At 50.4% G+C, this 19,381-nt stretch carries 15 protein-coding genes; 6 read left to right on the top strand and 9 right to left on the bottom strand.

Features of this window, described 5'->3' with window-relative positions; all coding sequences use genetic code 11:
* Positions 1-67: 67 nt before the first annotated feature.
* The 3 genes from serA to CFREI_RS05550 all read right to left on the bottom strand — a co-directional run bounded on the left by serA (position 68) and on the right by CFREI_RS05550 (position 4,573).
* Positions 68-1,660, bottom strand: a complete 1,593-nt coding sequence (gene serA / locus CFREI_RS05560; protein ID WP_027013445.1) for a phosphoglycerate dehydrogenase — start codon at positions 1,658-1,660, stop codon at positions 68-70.
* A gap of 182 nt (positions 1,661-1,842) precedes the next feature.
* Complete coding sequence (locus CFREI_RS05555) at positions 1,843-3,618, bottom strand: GmrSD restriction endonuclease domain-containing protein (RefSeq protein WP_027013444.1); 1,776 nt, start codon at positions 3,616-3,618, stop codon at positions 1,843-1,845.
* 16 nt (positions 3,619-3,634) lie between these two features.
* Entirely contained in the window at positions 3,635-4,573 is a 939-nt protein-coding gene (locus tag CFREI_RS05550; protein ID WP_027013443.1) for a cation diffusion facilitator family transporter, read from the bottom strand.
* A 297-nt stretch (positions 4,574-4,870) separates the two neighbouring features.
* Between CFREI_RS05550 and CFREI_RS05545 the strand changes: the two genes are divergently transcribed.
* Positions 4,871-5,977 (top strand): CE1758 family FMN-dependent luciferase-like monooxygenase, encoded by a 1,107-nt coding sequence (locus CFREI_RS05545; protein WP_027013442.1) that lies wholly within the window; start codon positions 4,871-4,873, stop codon positions 5,975-5,977.
* Positions 5,970-6,614 (top strand): FMN reductase, encoded by a 645-nt coding sequence (locus tag CFREI_RS05540; protein WP_027013441.1) that lies wholly within the window; start codon positions 5,970-5,972, stop codon positions 6,612-6,614. Before CFREI_RS05545 ends, CFREI_RS05540 begins: the two co-directional genes overlap by 8 nt.
* A gap of 108 nt (positions 6,615-6,722) precedes the next feature.
* Here the strand turns inward: CFREI_RS05540 and ilvC are convergent, their stop codons facing one another.
* The 3 genes from ilvC to CFREI_RS05525 form a co-directional block, all read right to left on the bottom strand.
* Complete coding sequence (ilvC, locus tag CFREI_RS05535; protein WP_027013440.1) at positions 6,723-7,736, bottom strand: ketol-acid reductoisomerase; 1,014 nt, start codon at positions 7,734-7,736, stop codon at positions 6,723-6,725.
* Between the two features lie 92 nt (positions 7,737-7,828).
* Positions 7,829-8,350, bottom strand: coding sequence for an acetolactate synthase small subunit (ilvN, locus tag CFREI_RS05530; protein ID WP_027013439.1), 522 nt, complete (start codon positions 8,348-8,350; stop codon positions 7,829-7,831).
* Positions 8,350-10,230, bottom strand: a complete 1,881-nt coding sequence (locus tag CFREI_RS05525) for an acetolactate synthase large subunit (protein ID WP_027013438.1) — start codon at positions 10,228-10,230, stop codon at positions 8,350-8,352. Before CFREI_RS05525 ends, ilvN begins: the two co-directional genes overlap by 1 nt.
* Before the next feature lie 561 nt (positions 10,231-10,791).
* On the opposite strand from CFREI_RS05525, the gene CFREI_RS05520 reads away from it, so the two are divergent.
* From CFREI_RS05520 to ilvD, 3 genes are read left to right on the top strand one after another with little or no spacing between them, the layout of a single operon-like run.
* Entirely contained in the window at positions 10,792-12,306 is a 1,515-nt protein-coding gene (locus CFREI_RS05520) for a mechanosensitive ion channel family protein (protein WP_035112483.1), read from the top strand.
* Between the two features lie 33 nt (positions 12,307-12,339).
* Entirely contained in the window at positions 12,340-12,843 is a 504-nt protein-coding gene (locus CFREI_RS05515) for a PH domain-containing protein (RefSeq protein ID WP_035112481.1), read from the top strand.
* 29 nt (positions 12,844-12,872) lie between these two features.
* Entirely contained in the window at positions 12,873-14,711 is a 1,839-nt protein-coding gene (gene ilvD, locus CFREI_RS05510; protein ID WP_027013435.1) for a dihydroxy-acid dehydratase, read from the top strand.
* A 104-nt stretch (positions 14,712-14,815) separates the two neighbouring features.
* On the opposite strand, the gene CFREI_RS05505 is transcribed toward ilvD, so the two are convergent.
* Complete coding sequence (locus CFREI_RS05505; RefSeq protein WP_051256102.1) at positions 14,816-16,045, bottom strand: DoxX family protein; 1,230 nt, start codon at positions 16,043-16,045, stop codon at positions 14,816-14,818.
* A gap of 74 nt (positions 16,046-16,119) precedes the next feature.
* The gene (locus tag CFREI_RS05500; protein ID WP_027013434.1) at positions 16,120-16,989 is read right to left on the bottom strand and encodes a LysR family transcriptional regulator ArgP; all 870 of its coding nucleotides are present in this window, start codon (positions 16,987-16,989) and stop codon (positions 16,120-16,122) included.
* A gap of 72 nt (positions 16,990-17,061) precedes the next feature.
* Here CFREI_RS05500 and CFREI_RS05495 point away from each other — a divergent pair, with 72 nt between their 5' ends.
* Positions 17,062-17,775 (top strand): LysE/ArgO family amino acid transporter, encoded by a 714-nt coding sequence (locus CFREI_RS05495; RefSeq protein ID WP_027013433.1) that lies wholly within the window; start codon positions 17,062-17,064, stop codon positions 17,773-17,775.
* A gap of 32 nt (positions 17,776-17,807) precedes the next feature.
* Here CFREI_RS05495 and gatB read toward each other — a convergent pair whose 3' ends face one another.
* Positions 17,808-19,313: an Asp-tRNA(Asn)/Glu-tRNA(Gln) amidotransferase subunit GatB gene (gene gatB / locus CFREI_RS05490; protein WP_027013432.1), complete on the bottom strand. Its 1,506-nt coding sequence runs from the start codon at positions 19,311-19,313 to the stop codon at positions 17,808-17,810.
* Between the last annotated feature and the right edge of the window lie 68 nt (positions 19,314-19,381).

Raw genomic sequence — 19,381 nt, 5'->3', positions numbered from 1 at the left:
GTTGGTATGAAAAAATGGGCTCTTTGGGTATCTTAATACCCTCAGAACCCATCGAACATAAAAATGATTAATCCAAGTCGAGTTGGAATGCTGTAGCTCCGATTTCGGCGGCAATATCTTCCACAAGCTCAGCCGGAACTTCAGAATCGACACGCAAAATCAACGTGGCACCCGTACCTTCGGAATCTTGCGATAAAGCTGCGGCCACAATATTAATGCCAGCAGCGCCGAGCTTCGTACCAACCTTGCCCAAGGCACCAGGAGCATCCTCATACTGCAGGAACAAATTACGGCCCTCAGCACGCATATCAAGGCCGCGTCCATTGATTCGGACGATCTTATCGACGCGCTCCAAACCAGTAAGCGCACCAACAACGCTTGCGGTCGCGCCGTCGCCAGCAATAACCTTGACCTCTACAACAGACCGGTGACTGACTGATTGTGGAACGGTTGAAGTTTTCACTCGTACGCCGCGTTCCTCCGCAATGCGTGGAGCATTTACAAACGTGACCGTCTCATCAAGAACTGCGGAGAACAAACCGCGCATTGCAGAAAGACCTAATGCACTGACTTCCTCGGTAGAAAGCTCACCGCGAGCTTCCACTTCAATCGCTGCCGGGAAGCCATCAAGAAGATGCCCAGCTACCAATCCAAGTTTACGCACTAATTCGAGCCACAGGGCGACTTCTTCACCGACCGCACCGCCAGAAATATTCACAGCATCTGCAACAAATTCTCCTGCCAGCGCCTTAAGAACAGACTCCGCAACATCAGTACCTGCACGATCTTGTGCCTCCACAGTCGAAGCACCGAGGTGAGGAGTAACTACAACCTCGGGGCGGCCGAATAATGGCGAATCGGTGCATGGCTCTGCGGCATAGACATCAAAACCGGCGCCACGAATTTGGCCTGAATCAATGGCATCTGCAAGTGCTTGCTCATCAACAAGTCCACCTCGAGCAGCATTGATAATGATCTGCCCCTTCTTTGCCTTGGACAGCAATTCAGCATCAAACATGCCAGCGGTTTCTTTGGTTTTTGGCAAGTGAATAGTGACAAAGTCAGAGCGAGACATAAGCTCTTCCAGTGAAACCAATTCCACGCCTAGTTGTGCAGCACGAGCCGGGTTGGCATAAGGATCGAATGCAATAATATTGGTCTCAAAAGCCGCCAGGCGCTGCGCAAACAACTGTCCGATATGACCGAAGCCGACAATACCTACAGCCTTACCGTAGATCTCGACACCACTAAAAGAAGAACGCTTCCATTCGCCATCACGCAAGGTTTTATCTGCTGCCGGAATCTGACGTGCCGTTGCAAGCAATAAGGAGATCGCATGCTCGCACGCCGAGTGAATATTCGACGTTGGGGCATTTGCCACCATCACACCGCGAGCTGTTGCGGTGGCAATATCAACATTATCCAAACCCACACCCGCGCGGCCGACAATCTTGAGTTTCGGTGCGGCTTCTAATACCTCTGCATCGACGGTGGTGGCGGATCGGACAAGTAAAGCGTCTGCATCTGCGACGGCCGCGAGAAGTTCCGGGCGGTTTGGGCCATCAACCCAACGCACCTCCACGGAATCTCCAAGCGCATCTACAGTGGATTGCGCTAATTTATCTGCAATGAGGACAACCGGAAGAGCGTTCTGGCTCACGGATCTGTGCTCCTTTAAAGGAAGTTGACTTCCGCAATAATGTTCGACACGACCGCGCCAAACATTAGAGCAGGCCCACGCCGACTCATTGGCGTGCGACTGGGAAACAGTCTAACCGTTTACCACCCAAAACTCACCATTACTTTAGAAAAACCCACCCATCTCACAGAGCAGATACGCTACTAAGCGTTTGCAAATGCATCTGGGCCTTCTTCACCACCCGCAAGATCGGATTCATCGACATCGCGTACCGCTTGGGTGCCCATGGCTTCCTCTACCATATTGAGCAATTTACGGCGTCGATCTGTAAAGAATTCGGTAGCACGTGCACTATGAAGTAGTTCTGGATCCAATAAATGGGATGCCAAGACGTGGTCAAATTCCGCATCCTCCATAAGCGACTTATTTTGGATACGTCCCAAATAGCGTGATGGCGAAGCATCCTCAATAAATATTTCTGTGCGCCGCCCCATTGGCGTAAGGTTTAGTACGCTTTCTGCCAAAACTGGATCGACTTCATATGCCGCGGGGAAAATCGAACAGAACTTTGCTCCGAGTTCGTCAAATGTCCAACAATCGAATGTTTTTCCAGTACGCCAATCTCGGGCACCACGACCCATAATCAGGGCAAAGATCCCGCGGTATACGCCAGTATCTGGAGTTGCGCTTAATAACCTCGATTCCATAAACACGGCGTTTTCCACAGTCGCTGGCACCGGGGCGTCGACATCCTTAATCCACGCAACTACCTCATCAACATCGCGCCCAGCACGCACGTCAACTGCCGGGGAGCCATAAAGTTCACCAAACACGCCGGCCCAGAACCACCGATTTAATCGATCCCATGCATGGGCATTGGCTAAATCTGACGCATCCAAAGCTGCAAGAATCACACCTAGCGGGATAATCTGCGCGGTAAAAGGCACGTGTTCCTTTAATAAAATGCAGCGCTGACGCAGGAAATCCGCTGCCTCTTCAAAACCTTTGCACATCGTCTCGGCTGCCGGAATATATGCGTCAAGATCAAGATCGAGAATATCTTCCCGTTGACCGTGAGCCTTGCCACGTTGATGAGTGACATAAAGGGCCACGGCGGTTAAGAATTCGGTCGGGCCAATACCCTCCAAAACCGGATGGGTATGCAAAACATCCCGAATCTTTGCCCAGTGTTCACTTAATTTGAAATCCGGATCCTGGGTTCCAAATACCGCGGTAAGTAATTCGAATACGTCCATTTGCACGCCAGCAGAGTTTGCTTTGGCAAAAATAGAACCCACGCCACCACGTGCAGTTTCCCTATCAAGCCGAATAACTGGGACAGAATAACCAGCAAGTGGCTTCATCACATGATTGTAAAACCGTTTAATGGTTTCACGATCCCCAACTGGACTATCAATAAGATCGAACAGCATATCCGTACCCTTGGGAAATAGCAGTACAGAAACTGGGAGCACCCCTGCTGCTATGGCCGATTCATGATCAAAAATACCCTCGGGGATTTTCGGCCCGAAATGCGACCGTACTTTACCGGTTTCATCGACTGAAAATACCGCTTCATCAGGCAAAATATCGGCAGAAACTGCTCGCGCAATATCGACGTAAAATGTTCGGCGAATTCGTTTTTGGCGCGGATCAACGGTATGCACTTCACCATCGCCCCGCAGTGATTGGTACAAGGTGGTGAGCCGTTGCTGCCCATCCAATAGCAATAAGCCTGGATCTACGCCCCTCTCCGGAGCTCCCGCAAGTGGACGTGGACGAAAACGCATTGGCTCGTTTCGAGTATCCAAAGCCATCAAACATCCAACTGGATACCCACGAAGAACCGTAACTATAAGCGAACGGATTCGGTCTACATCCCAGGAGTAATCACGTTGAAAATCAGGGAGTTGTAAATCCCCACGATCAATCCGGCTGAAAAGGTCTATTAGGTCATAGCTAGGGGTGGTAAACGCCATGTTTTGAGCCTACCCCCTAGTGTTCGATAACTTCATGATCGTAGTGTTTTGCAGACTCCAACTGAATTGTGGAATGTCCCACCCCCTGGGCCGCAAGAGTATCTGTGACTTGATCCAAAAGCGCACACTGATCAGTAAACTGCACATCAGTAACCACATGGCAGGTTACTAAGACATCTTCCCCAGTAACGCTCCAAATATGCAGATCATGAATACCGACCACACCCGGAATTTCTGCAATTGCATGCTCAATACGCTCGATATGTACTCCTGCTGGTGCAGCTTCCAGAAGAACATTGATTGCATTTTTAAACAACTTCCATGCCTGTGGAACGATAAAAAGTGCGATTAAGAGCGAAGCGACTGTATCTGCAATTACAAAACCAGTAAAGCGAATCACCAAACCAGCAATAATAACCGCTATCGAGCCCAACATATCTGTAAGCACGTGCAAATACGCACCACGGAGATTCATATTTTTATGGCTCTGACGCATTAGTACGAACGCGGAAATTCCATTTACCAATAAACCAATAACCGCAACAATAAGCATCATTCCGGTTTCCACTTCGTGCTGGTGCCCAATCCTAAGTACAGCTTCTACACCAATCCAGATAGCAATCAACCCCACAGTTGCCGCATTAAAGGCAGCTGCCAGAACTTCTGCTCGGCGATACCCATAGGTGGCGCGTTTCGACGCCCCTTTGCGGCCAATAAGCAATGCGAGCAGCGCAATAATCAATCCGGCAGAGTCCGAAAACATGTGCGCCGCGTCCGCAAGGAGCGCTAATGAACCGGAAAGAAAACCAGCGATCAGTTCCGCAAAAAATACTGTCGCCGTTAAGGAAATGACCCCCACGAGCGCCTTGAGTGAATTCGGGACATGAGCATGCGCATGCCCATGATGATGCTCATGTTCGAGATCTGATTTTCCATGGGAATGAACGTGGGTCATACTTGGGACCCTACGCCCGATTTTCAATAAAGGCAAGCTATTGAAAATAACAACGCTGAAACGATTCCAAACGCAATCAAGCCTCGACTAGGAAACCCAAATATCTGACGCAATTATATGCATTGGGCCTTTTGCCTATAAATACCGCTGTGAACTGGACAAACCTGCTGGGAATAAACCTTGCATGTTGTTGTTGAAACAATCGGAATTCCCCATTAAAGATTCTATGGGGTACGCTCGACTATAGTTAGTTGATACGTCAATATTCATGATTGGCGTTACACAAAAGGAGCAGCAATGCAATTTGGAGTCTTTACCATCGGTGATGTCACCACTGATCCAACTACTGGACGCACTCCAACCGAAGGTGAACGCATCCATGCCATGACTGAAATTGCCCTTAAGGCAGAAGAAGTAGGGCTCGATGTTTTTGCCACTGGTGAACATCACAACCCGCCATTTGTTCCGTCGTCTCCAACGACTCACCTGGCATATATCGCCGCAAAAACCGAAAAGCTTTTACTGTCCACGTCCACTACCCTCATCACCACCAATGACCCAGTAAAAATCGCTGAAGACTATGCTTTCTTGCAGCATCTTTCCGGCGGCCGTGTTGATCTTATGATGGGTCGCGGTAATACCGGTCCGGTCTACCCTTGGTTTGGTAAAGATATTCGCCAAGGCATTCCATTAGCTATTGAAAACTACCACTTGCTCCGCCGGTTGTGGCGTGAAGAGGTAGTGAATTGGGAAGGTAAGTTCCGTACGCCGCTTCAGGGCTACACCAATACCCCTGCACCACTTGACGACGTCCCACCATTCGTGTGGCACGGTTCCATCCGCTCCACCGAAATCGCTGAGCAAGCTGCTTTTTATGGTGATGGCTTCTTCCACAACAATATTTTCTGGAACAAAGAGCACACCGCACGCATGGTCAAGCTTTACCGCACCCGCTACGAGCAATACGGCCATGGCGCAGCTGACCAAGCGACCGTTGGTCTAGGTGGTCAGGTATTTATCGCGGATTCAGAAGCAGAAGCGAAGGCGACATTCCGTCCTTACTTTGACAATGCACCAGTGTATGGCCATGGCCCGTCCTTGGAAGAATTCACCTCCTATACCCCACTGACCGTCGGTACCGCCGAACAGGTTATTGAACGCACACTGCAATTCGCCGATTGGGTTGGCGACTATCAGCGTCAGCTCTTCCTGATCGATCACGCCGGCCTACCTACCGAAGTTGTCTTGGATCAAATCGAGCGCCTTGGTCGCGATGTTGTGCCTGAGCTGCGTCGTCGTTTTGAAGAGCGTCGCCCTGACCACGTTCCTAGCGATCCGCCAACCCATGCATCTCTTCGCGCAAACCCAGATCACCCTCACCACAAGGTAAAGCCAAATGCGTAATATCGTCGTAATCTCAGCTGGACTTTCAAATCCCTCTTCGACTCGCAACCTGAGCGATCAGCTGGCAAAGGCAACGACCACGGCCATCACTGCTCGAGGCGAAACCGTTGAGGTTTCTACAATCGAATTGCGTGATCTTGCGGTCGATATGGCGCAGGCCATGGCATCTGCTGGTGGTGTGACTACCACGGCACTTGCTAATGCTCAGGATCTGGTCGCTCAGGCCGATGGACTTATTGCGGTCACCCCTGTATTTACCGCTAGCTATTCCGGCCTATTCAAAATGTTCTTCGATTTGCTGGATAACCAAGCGCTTGATGGTAAACCAACGCTTATTGCGGCTACCGCTGGCACTGCGCGCCACTCGCTGGTGCTCGACCATGCGATCCGCCCGCTACTCGGGTATTTACGCGCGGCAATTGTTCCAACCGGTATTTTCGCAGCAACAGAAGATTTCGGTGGCAGTCATGCCGCTGAGCTCACTGACCGTATTCACCGTGCAGCCAAAGAGCTTGCCAACTTGGTGCTCGCTGAAGGCGGCACCGTGAAAGGCCTGGCAGAAGGCTTTGGCGGCAGCACTGCAAATACCGCCCCCACAACGCCGTTTGAAGAGTTGCTTCGTGGCCACGAGGGCTAAAACCATGCTTGTTGACGCCGCGACACCCCACCTCCCTAGTTAAAGTTACGGCGGCCAACATAAAACGCGCCATTGCTCAATTGCAGTGGCGCGTTTTTCTATATCAGCTTAGGCTGTTGCATCAAGTGGGTTTTTCACCCAAGACATAAGGTCACGCAGTTTTGCACCAGTCTCTTCGATTGGATGCGCTGCGATTTCAGCACGCTTACCTTCAAGTTCTTTATTGCCGCCTTCTACATTGGCGAGCAGTTGCTTTACAAAGGTACCGTCTTGAATGTCGGAAAGCACTTTCTTCATGCGTTCCTTTGCACTTTCATCGATGATCTGCGGTCCAGCAATATAACCACCGAATTCTGCGGTATCAGAAACTGAGTAATTCATATTGCCAATGCCGCCTTCCCAGACGAGATCAACAATTAGCTTCATTTCATGAAGGACCTCGAAGTATGCAAGTTCTGGAGAGTAACCAGCCTCGGTAAGGACTTCAAAGCCTGCCATCATTAAGTATTCCAAGCCACCACAGAGTACGGCTTGTTCACCAAAAAGGTCAGTCTCGGTTTCTTCTTTAAAGGTTGTAGGGATAACACCTGCACGTGCACCACCAATTGCCGCCGCATAGGACAATGCGAGTTCTTTGCCATTTCCAGTTGGGTCCTGCGCAACGGCGATCAGACACGGAACGCCCTTACCATCAACAAATTGACGACGAACCAGGTGGCCTGGCCCCTTTGGCGCCACCATACCAACGGTAATGTTCTTGGCCGGTTCAATAAGTCCAAAGTGAATATTCAGACCATGCCCAAAGAACAATGCATCACCATCATTGAGGTTTGGTGCGATGTCGTTAGCAAAGATCGTTGCCTGTGAGGTATCGGGGGCAAGCAACATGACCAGGTCTGCCCAAGCAGCTGCTTCCGCATTTGTCTTTACTTCAAAGCCGGCCTCACGAGCCTTATCTGCCGATTTTGAACCTTCGCGGAGACCGATCACAACTTCAACACCGGAATCACGCAAACATTGAGCATGAGCGTGACCTTGGGAGCCGTAACCAATAATGGCGACTTTACGGTCTTGGATAATAGACAGATCGGAATCTGCATCGTATAGCAGTTCAATAGCCATAAAGAATCTCTTACCTTTCGGTGTGTGGCGGCCTTACCGCCACAAAATGTATCACAATGTGGGAAACATCGTCCACTTGTTGGGACAAATAGTTAAGTTAAATAATTCGGCGCCATCGTTTTGGGACCACGGTTCAAAGCAATCAAGCCAGACTGCAAAAGCTCGCGGATACCAAACGGAGCAAGAACTTCTAGCAAAGCCTTTAGTTTGCCGGGACTACCGGTCGCTTCAATCACCACCGAATCCGGCGCCACATCAATAACGCGGGCGCGGAAGATATTCGCGGCGTCGACAACCTGTGGACGGTTCGTTGCATCAGCCGAAACCTTAACAAGCATTAGAGCCCGTGAAACAGAGTTTTCTTCTGGTAACCGAACAACCTTAAGCACCGGAACGATCTTATTGAGTTGTTTGGTGATCTGTTCGATATTGAGCTCGTCTGCATCCACGACAATGGTGATTCGATTTATACCATCGTTTTCTGTGGTAGCCGACGTGATCGAAACAATGCTGAAGGAACGGCGCGTAAACATACCTGCCACGCGGGAAATAATGCCTTCACTATCGTGGACCAAGACACTCAGCGTATGGCGAGTGACATCAGTTTCAGACATTAGATCATCTCCTTAGGAGCGTATTGCGCATCGACTGCCAAATCGATCGCGGCAGGATTCTCACCAGCGGAATCTTCATCAAACAATGGGCGCAAACCACGTGCATACTGGATATCGGAATTGGAGCTACCAGCAGAAACCATTGGCCATACCTGGGCATCCTCACCAACAATAAAATCAATAACCACTGGGCGGTCATTAATCTGCCGCGCCTTTTCAATGGTTGGAATCACGTCCTCCTCTTTGGTGACGCGGAACGCGGCACACCCAAGGGACTCAGCAAGCGCAACAAAATCCGGAAGATAGTTATCCTGCTCCCGCAATTTCGTATTCGAATAACGACCCTCATAAAACAGTGTTTGCCATTGGCGAACCATGCCCAAATTGCCGTTATTGATAACCGCAATTTTGATTGGGAAACCTTCAACGGCACAAGTGACAAGTTCTTGGTTGGTCATTTGGAAACAACCATCTCCATCAACTGCCCATACTTCTTTATCAGGGCAGGCGGCCTTAGCACCCATTGCGGCTGGCACTGCATACCCCATTGTTCCCAAACCACCGGAATTCAACCAAGTGCGTGGTTTTTCAAAGTCTATAAATTGCGCTGACCACATCTGGTGTTGTCCAACACCAGCACAATAGATCGCATCTGGCCCTACCTGCTTGGACAAAGTATTAATTACAAACTGGGGTGAGAGCTCACCACCATCCTGCGGATCCCACCCACGAGGGAATCGCTCCTTTAAACCATCGAGGTATGCCCGCCACGCGGAAACCGCAGGTGCATCCCCAATTTGAGCCTGATACACCTTGTGCAATGCAGTAAGAATCTCACCAGCATCACCCACGATCGGCACATCAGCTTTACGGATCTTTCCGATTTCCGCAGGGTCGATATCGGCATGGATTACCTTCGCTGCTGGGGCAAAAGATTTCACATCACCAGTCACACGGTCATCAAATCGCGCACCGATCGTAATCAGTAAGTCACTACGCTGCATCGCAGCAACGGCAGATACGGAACCATGCATCCCAGGCATACCAGCGTGCAGCGGATGCGAATCAGGAAACGCTCCGAGCGCCATTAATGTGGTTACCACAGGGATCCCCAAATACTCCGCAAGGTCTTTTAACTGCGCTGAGGCATTTGCTTTAATCACCCCACCGCCAATGTAGAACACTGGACGTTTCGCCTTTGAAATAAGGCGTACAGCCTCCTCGATCTGGCGGTTATGAGGCGTGGTTACTGGGCGGTATCCCGGTAAATTAATCTTTGGTGGCCAGATAAAATCCATTGGCGCGTTTTGAATATCTTTTGGAATATCCACGAGCACAGCACCTGGGCGGCCGGTAGAAGCGAGGTGAAATGCCTCTGCCAGCGCCGCTGGAATGTCATTCGGATCCGTAACCATAAAATTGTGTTTAGTAATCGGCATAGTAATGCCCCGGATATCCGCTTCTTGGAACGCATCTGTACCAAGAAGTGTGTGCCCAACCTGCCCGGTAATTGCTACGAGTGGGACCGAGTCAAGGTTTGCGTCAGCAATGGGTGTTACTAGGTTCGTAGCACCCGGCCCTGAAGTTGCGATACAGACACCAATTTTCCCAGACGCCTGCGCATATCCTGTGGCAGCGTGACCTGCTCCTTGCTCATGACGCACCAAAATATGACGAAGTTTGGTCGATGCATAGATTGGGTCATATAGGGGCAACACTGCACCGCCAGGAAGTCCGAATACTACATCGGTTCCCAATTCTTCTAACGAACGAACGATCGCCTGGGCGCCGGTCATTCGTTCTGGTTTGGCCGAGTTACGGCGATCCCGCGCAGCGGCAACCGAGGCGGGTGTTGGTTGTGGTCGAGGTGCCACGTTCACGACGTCGGGCTCCTTAGTGGGTTCACAGAGATCAATATTCACAAGGTTTTGGGCACATTGTAGTGAGCACCTGATATTTCCCAGCCACCGGGTGAGGAGGCTGCAAAACACCGAAGCCCTCGGTACGAACACCGTGATGGGTGTCCGCCGAGGGCGCTTGACGTTCGACGACAATAATAGCCGCTACGGCAAGCGCCGGTGGCTAATAATCACAAGTCGAAGGTTCGTCATGAGATTGCATAATACACATCGAAGTGAAATGCACATAGCCAGCACCCCTTTTCGGGATACCTATTCCACACTATGAAACGTTAGCCAGTTTATGCAGCATAGCACGTGTGAGTTCCCCGCAACCCAAATGCAAACAAGGAGCAGCCTAGCCCTAAGGTAGCTATGACCTGGGCCACTCACCCTGGCTAGGTACAGAATAACCTCACATAAGGCTCATGAAAACTTCGCATATTCCAGTAAAATATGCAGGTCTAGCTAACATTTTATAGCGAAGAGTCATCCCCCTCACATCACCCCCGCACTTCAGAGAGAACCGCTAGCCTAGATGCCATGCCCTTTGCGTATATCCTTTATTCAGCCTGGCGCTGGCTTCTGGACCCTGGAATTTCTTTAGCAATCTACTTAGTAATCGCATTCCTTATTCCCCGCATTGGACGTTTTGCAATCAGGTTTTTTACACGACGTGTTGACCTGGACGAGCAAGATTCCAAAACTCGGCTGGCATTAGTCGGTACTGCGGTGTACATGGCGCAGCTCGTGGCATATTTCTTCTTGATCGTCGCGGTCTTGAACTCGCTTGGCGTGCCGCTTGCGGGTGCTGCGATTCCCGCGACTGTCATTTCAGCCGCAGTTGGTCTTGGCGCACAAAGCATTATTGCGGACTTTCTGGCTGGTTTTTTTATCCTTTCAGAAAAACAATTTGGTGTTGGCGACTGGGTGGCGTTCCAAGGACCTGGAGTCAATATTGAAGGTGACGTAATTCAGATCACAATGCGCGCCACAAAAGTGCGAACCCTTCAAGGCGAAACAGTAATTATTCCCAATAGCACCGCTCGCGTTTGTGTCAACCACTCAAATATTTGGGCACGTGCAGTAGTTATTATCCCAGTACCACTTTTGGGATCCACATCCATTCATGAAGCAATTTCACGTTCCGAGCGAGCTGCTCGGCGGGCGCTTGCTCGGCCAGATATCGCTCCAGATGTCACTGGCGAACTCGATGTTCATCCGGCGGTGGGCATCTCTCAGCCAACTACGGTGGGTATGCCCTGGCTTGTTGAAATGCGCTTTATTGTGCAAGTAAACCCGGCTCGACAATGGGCTGTGGAACGTGCAATACGCACCTGCATTTTGGATGAGTTCTGGGAAGAATATGGCTCAGCAACGACTACTTCAGGCGCAGTCCGAAATAAACTCGAGCGCGAAGCCCCTGTAGTTTTAGAGCGCGTATTCACCAAAGAACCGAAAATTGATGTTCCGATCCCTTCACCCGACACTGCAACATTTTCTGCACCAAAGCGCAATAAAGAAGCGAGCCGGGATGATATTTCGGTAGAAAACCCAGAAAACGCTCCTATAGACGAGCAAGAATCAATGGAGCCAGAAGGCGTTTTCCGTACCGTCACTTACCCATCACGGTTTGCGCGGTTTTTCTCGTTTGGCGGCCGTGTTCGACCGTCCACTACTGGCCTTTTCGCGATTTTATTTGGTCTGTTTATTTTAAAGGGCTTTACTGTTGAAGCTGGAGAAGAGTGGGAGGACTCACGCGGATGGCTTGCCCCAACGGCAGCTACGAAGACCACCACCACTCCAAAAACATCGGAAACTCCAACCAGTGAAGAAAGCACCGTCACCCAAGAGACCCCAACAACGATAGTCTCGACCACCCCTACGCCTACAACTGCTTCCGTAACCCCTACAGAGCCTTCAACTCCGGCCACTTCCGTTGTTCCCGAGACGTCGACAAGCGTTGACGTGCCAGAGCCTCCATCTACAGTTGAGGTAACAACGCCGCCGCAAGAACAGCCAAGCGTTGACACCCCCACCGTACAACCCGAGAATTAAGAACAAATCCGAAGCACCCCTACAATAAGCCACATGAGTTCGAATCCGATGACCTTTCGTCCCGAACGAACCCACCTCCTGGCTGCAGGGGTGCTCTTTCTTATATGCCTGCTGGTATTCGGGGCAAAGCCCGAACTCCTTTTTTGGCTACCCTTCCTGCCATTGATATTTGTAATTTGGGTCCTAAGATCCGCAACTGTTATTCATGAGCATGGAATAGAAGTGCGCTATGCTTTCTCCAAAGGCCACACCATTGCCTGGGAAAATTTCGCCGGAATCGGTTTTAAACGCGCACAGGCATTCGCACGAACCACCGACGATTCGGAATTTTCTTTGCCTGGGATTAGCTTTAATTCACTACCAAAACTCGCTGAAGCTTCCAATGGGCGCATACCCGATGTGCTCACCGCAGGACGCGCTGCCGCTCATAATAAAGTCGTTGTAATCCAACGCGATGGTCGGCAAGTATTAAAGCCACGGGAAGACGCGGATCAAGCCGAACAGCCTTCCCAGCAGCCAGAACAGCCCAAAGACTGACCCTATTATCTCCCGAAAGCTCATACTGCATGATCCCCCTACGCTCAAAAGTCACCACTATCGGACGAAATGCTGCCGGCGCTCGCGCACTGTGGCGAGCAACCGGTATGACCGACACTGACTTTGGCAAACCAATTATCGCAATTGCCAATTCTTTTACTGAATTTGTACCCGGGCATGTTCATCTCCGGGATGTTGGCAAGATAGTAGCCAAAGCTATTGAGGAAGCCGGTGGTGTAGCAAAAGAATTTAATACCATTGCCGTAGACGACGGTATTGCTATGGGCCATGGCGGCATGTTGTACTCACTTCCCAGCCGGGAAATTATCGCCGATAGCGTCGAATACATGGTCAATGCGCATACCGCTGACGCCATAGTGTGTATTTCCAATTGCGATAAAATCACCCCAGGCATGCTGAATGCCGCCCTACGCCTTAATATCCCGGTGGTTTTTGTTTCAGGTGGGCCTATGGAAGCCGGAAAAGCAGTCGTTGTAGACGGTGTAGCCCACGCTCCCACTGATCTTGTTACCGCAATTTCCGCCTCCGCATCACAGGCAGTGTCTGACGCTGGACTCGATTCTGTTGAACGATCCGCATGCCCGACCTGCGGCTCATGCTCCGGTATGTTTACCGCAAACTCTATGAACTGCCTTACCGAAGCACTCGGACTTTCGCTTCCTGGCAATGGTTCAACACTTGCCACGCATCAAGCGCGTAAAGCGCTCTTTGAACGCGCTGGCGCGCTCATTGTTGAGCTATGCCGCCGCTACTACGGCGAAGGCGATGAATCTGTATTACCGCGAAATATTGCCACCCGCAAAGCATTTGATAATGCCATGGCACTCGATATGGCAATGGGCGGTTCTACCAATACGGTGCTACATATTTTGGCGGCAGCACAAGAAGGTGAAGTAGATTTCAACCTTGATGATATTGATGCGCTTTCCAGAAAAGTAGGGTGCCTTTCCAAGGTTTCACCAAACTCGGACTATCACATGGAAGATGTTCACCGCGCTGGTGGCATTCCAGCAATTCTTGGTGAGCTTAACCGTGGCGGATTATTACACACCGAAGTGCATTCCGTGCACTCTCCAACCCTGGAACAGTGGCTTAATGATTGGGATATTCGCGGCGGTAAAGCCACCGAAGAGGCAATCCGGCTTTTCCATGCCGCCCCTGGTGGTATGCGAACCACCCAGGCATTTTCCACAAATAATCAATGGGACAGCCTAGACACCGATCAAGAACACGGATGTATTCGTTCTGTAGCGCACGCATATACCACCGATGGTGGATTGGCAGTCCTGCGGGGAAACCTAGCCATTGATGGCGCGATCATTAAAGCAGCTGGCATTGATGAATCTTTCTGGCACTTCACCGGACCAGCTCGCGTGGTGGAAAGCCAGGAAGAAGCTGTTTCCGTAATTCTTAAACGTGAAATTCAACCAGGTGAAGTACTTGTAGTGCGCTATGAAGGGCCTTCAGGTGGCCCAGGTATGCAAGAAATGCTTCACCCAACGGCATTCCTTAAAGGCGCAGGCTTAGGCACTAAATGTGCGCTGGTTACTGATGGTCGCTTCTCTGGCGGCTCATCCGGCCTATCTATTGGCCATATCTCTCCAGAGGCAGCACACGGAGGCGTTATTGGACTTATCCAAGACGGCGATATTATTACGATCGATGTACATACGCGTGAACTTTCCGTTGCACTCACCGATAAAGAACTAGCTGAACGACGCGCTGCAATGGAAGCTAGTGAGCATCCGTGGCAACCGAAAAATCGTAATCGGAAGGTCACAAAAGCTCTGCAAGCATATGCAAAAATGGCAACATCTGCGGATAAAGGTGCGGTCCGTCAGATCTAATACAAGCAGATCTAAAGCAGAGGCCTGACCATAACAAAACCTGGTTGCTTTTAAGTGGGATAATCCACTGGCAACCAGGTTTTTCGCATCTGTATATGTAGCGATTAGTTAAACGGGTTCACTCCCGCACCAAACCACCACAGTGCTGCAGCACCCGCCAACCCTAAAAGGGCAAACACCCAGGAGCTAATCAGTGGACGACGAGCCCAACTGCGGCCAAAGTCTAGCGACAATCGTCCCGGCCCAGTAAATTGCAATCCAATCGAAATTGCCACAAAGATAATGCCAAGAATTACACCATCACCAATCCTGAGCAGGTTAAAAGCTTCACCATCGGTATCAATAAGATGTAATGCCTCGAAAGCCGTACCAGTGGTTGCAATCGCTGCGGCCACAGGAGTGACTAAACCAAGAAGTAGAAATACCCCGGCAGTAAGCAACATAGCTGGAATTGCTACTGCCAGTATTCCTGGTTGGAGGTAATTAGCATATTCCGCTTCCAGCCCGGCTAATCCAGTATCTCCGCCAAGTTGGAAGAAGGTTTTAACTGATAAAAAGATTAGGAAAAAGCCGAATACGGCACGAATAATAAAAATGCCGAAATCGATTGTGCCGCGCCGCGCATCCGCTTGCGGTGGCAGACTCTCTGCTGGCACAGCACTATGTTCCTCTGCTACCGCAACTGGGGCGCCTTGAGACACCACAGAATCACTTGGATTATTACGGAATTGCTCATCCGCAGTTACCTGACTATATGGCGGTAGCGTGGTTGTTTGCTCCGGTCGCGATTGGAAATCTGATCTGCCTTGCGCAGTATGAAGATCCTCTTCCCCTGGCTCCGGCAATGTAAAGCCCGGGTTTTGGCGCACTGAAGGTGCGTCAAACATTACCGTTGGCTCACCTGCTGGCGTTGCTGGGGAGTGCATAGCCTCTACTTTCGGATCATCACTTGGAGAGGTCTTTGCACCTTCTGCAGTAGCGCTCCGACTTGGAATAGGCTTTGGCTCCGCAGCTTGCGGTTCAAACACTGTTGTGGGCGCATCCGAGGGGTGCGCTGGGGTCTGTGGCGCCTGCACAAATTGTGGTGGAGCGACGGGAATATCTACATCTTCATCGAGGTGCTCCCGAGGATCAAATGTCACGGTAGGCGTCTGCTCCGAAAACGGCACCGGAGCCGGTTCTTCTTCAGGCGTCGGTGTTTGTTGAGGCGCCGCAGGAATTTTTTGGGGCGCTACTCGACCCGCCCGCGCATAGACATCTCCTTCTTTACGGGACGTAGGAACTTCCAAATTCTCTACTTCAGAATTTTCAGGTTCACGAGTGTTGTCGCTCATACCTGCAACAGTATGCGAGTTTGCCCTGTTCGTGGGTGAAATTCCTGTTCGGCGTGGCGTATATATACCCTTCCTTAGCTCAAGGCACTCCGCGCAGCAGTAACAACCGTGTCTGAAAGTCGCTGGAGAAGGGGCGATTCCAAACGCCAATGCTGCCAATATAATTCCACATCAGAAACACGGCTATCTAAGAGCACAAGTTCACCTGAATCCAATAAAGATTGCGCCTGAATATCAGGAACCAACGCCCAACCAAGCCCTACGCGAGCAGCTTCCAAAAAGCCCTCAGATGAGGGGATCTGTGAGATCCTACGTTGGGCCGGAAGCTCGCTTACCCGACCGTGGAGGTCTTCATTTTGCAACTTGTCATTCCGCCCATAACGCAACACCGGCATCGCTGCCCAATCAAGCGTTCGATCCTTGGTATAGGCATCACGTAATTGTGGCGTTGCGACGGCGCGGTACCGCATGAGCCCCAAAGGCTCAACGTCGCACCCGGACACAGGTTTGGATTCCCGCGTTACCGCCCCTAAGCAATCCCCTCTTCGGAGTAGTTGCAATGATTGTGATTCATCCTCAACCCATAATCTCAATGACGCCCCACCCCAGCGCGCGACATCCGCTAAGACGGGACGAAACCAAGTAGCCAAAGAATCAGCATTAATTGCAATACTCAGGGGCACTTCCGCTAACCTACCGCGCATTTGCGCATCAGTTTCGGCTTGTAATAACGCCATTCTTCGAGCAGCCTGCGCTAGCACTTCTCCCGCTTCCGTTGCGGTTGCTGGAACAGTACGCCTTACCAATACTCGGCCAGCTTGTGCCTCTAGTGCTTTTATCCGTTGGCTTACTGCCGACGGCGTGACAGCAAGGGAGTCCGCCGCTGCTTCAAAGCTACCTTCATCAAGGACCGCAAGAAGTGTGGCTAAATGCTTCAAGTTCATATTAGAGATTCTAACCCAACTTCAAAGTCATTAATTTTTACTTATGTAGAGTTTGGGTCACAATGTTGCATTATGAGCATTTTTATCAACGGTTTTCTAATGGGCTTGTCCCTTATTATCGCCATTGGCCCCCAGAATGCACTCTTAATCCGCCAGGGCATTGCGCGAGTCGGAGTCACCGCTGTGATAATCATTTGCTTACTTTCCGACGTCCTACTTATCCTCGGCGGTACCGCCGGCGTAGGTGTCCTCGTGGAACGCGCCCCAATAGTACTTATCGCCCTAAAATGGTTTGGGTTTTTCTATCTTCTTTACTTCGCTGCGAGTTGCTTTAAAGATGCTTGGAAACCTCGAACTTTACCCACCGATAGTGGTTCAAAACAGACAGAAATATCGCCTTCAAACTCTTTTGATCAAGTAGCGCCGGACCAATCTGCTACAAGTTCGAATGTAAAGGTAAAACAGCGGACCACGGTAAGCCAACAAAAAATCCAACCAGATTGGAAAAAACCAGCGCTTGCCGCGATCGTAATGACATGGCTTAACCCTGCAGCATATTTAGACACATTGGTAATGCTAGGCAACCTTGCAAATCAACATGGACTTACGGGCCGTTGGTATTTCGCTGCTGGCGCACTCGCTGCCAGTTTTATATGGTTCCCAACTATCGGTTATGGCGCAGCAAAACTTGCCACGCCATTATCAAATCCGCAAACCTGGCGTATTGTCAATGCAATAATCGGTGTAGTAATGATCGGAATCGCGGTCCGACTTATCCTGCATTAATACGCAGAATACTCCAGTAGGTGAAAGCTAATTTAACTGCACTTTTCCGCAATAAGCTTGTTCACCAATGCTGGATCGGCTTTACCACGAGTCGCCTTCATTACAGCACCTACAATTGCGCCAGCAACTTTCTTATTGCCTGCCTTGTACTTTTCTACAATGTCAGGATTCGCCGCAAGTGCTTCATCAACGGCTTTTTCAATAGCACCATCATCGCGGACTACTTCAAGTCCGCGAGCGGCTACAACATCGTCAATATCGCCTTCACCAGCAAGCACACCATCTACTGCTTGCCGAGCAAGTTTATTGGTGAGTTTGCCTTCATTAATCAGTGCAACTACACGAGCAACTTGGCTTGGGGTGATTTCCAATGCATCCAATTCCACCCCTGCCTGATTTGCCTTTTGCGCCAAATAAGACACCCACCACGAACGCGCTTCACCGGAGGTCGTGCCAGCCTCGACTGTTTGGATAATAAGCTCCAAGGCACCAGCATTTATTAAATCCCGCATTTCCGCATCAGAAAGATTCCATTCTTTTTGAATACGGGCTTTACGGATCCATGGCAGTTCAGGAAGAGTTGCACGGATTTCTTCAACCCACTCACGTGGTGCAATCACCGGCGGAAGATCTGGGTCATTAAAGTACCGATAATCTTCCGCAGTTTCCTTGACACGACCTGGTGTAGTCGTCCCATCAGTTTCCTGATAGTGGCGGGTTTCCTGAATAATCTCACCACCATCTTCTAAAACCTGAGCTTGACGTTGCATTTCAAAACGCACCGCCTGCTCCACAGACCTGAGTGAGTTAATGTTCTTTGTTTCGGTGCGGGTGCCAAATTCGGAAGCACCTTTACGTTTAAGCGACACATTGGAATCCACCCGCATCGATCCTTGATCCATGCGAGCATCCGAAACACCAAGAGCTTTCACCAAATCACGCAATGCCGAAACATAGGCACGCGCTACTTCCGGCGCACGCTCGCCAGCACCTTCGATTGGTTTGGTGACAATCTCAATAAGTGGAACTCCAGCTCGGTTGCAGTCCACTAATGAACTGTGTGCACCATGAATACGCCCATCAGCTCCACCAATATGTGTGAGTTTTCCGGTGTCTTCTTCCATGTGAGCACGTTCGATTTCCACACGCCATTCGGTACCATCATCCAGCACCACATCGAGGTATCCATCGAACGCAATCGGCTCGTCATACTGCGAAATTTGATAGTTTTTCGGCTGATCAGGATAGAAGTAATTCTTTCGAGCGAACCGAGAAGACTCCGCAATTGAGCAGTTTAAGGCGAGCCCGATTTTAATTGCCCACTCAACGCCTTTGGCATTAACCACTGGCAGCGCACCAGGAAGCCCAAGACTTACTGGATCGACGTTTGAATTAGGTTCTGCACCAAAATGCGCTGAACTTGCTGAAAACATTTTCGTTTCAGTAGCCAGTTCAACATGCACTTCCATGCCCATTACTGGTTCGAACTTTTCTAAAACTTCGTCATAATCCATAAGGTCAATAAACGCTGCAGTCATACCGACAAACTATACCGACTGCCTGCACCGCAAGTACCTTTAGCCCAGCATAAGGCGAAGCAATATGG

Origin of the sequence: Corynebacterium freiburgense (assembly GCF_030408815.1) — a bacterium.
GTDB lineage: Bacteria > Actinomycetota > Actinomycetes > Mycobacteriales > Mycobacteriaceae > Corynebacterium > Corynebacterium freiburgense.
The sequence above is the reverse complement of the archived record's forward strand: the minus strand, read 5'-3'. Positions and strand labels throughout refer to the sequence as shown.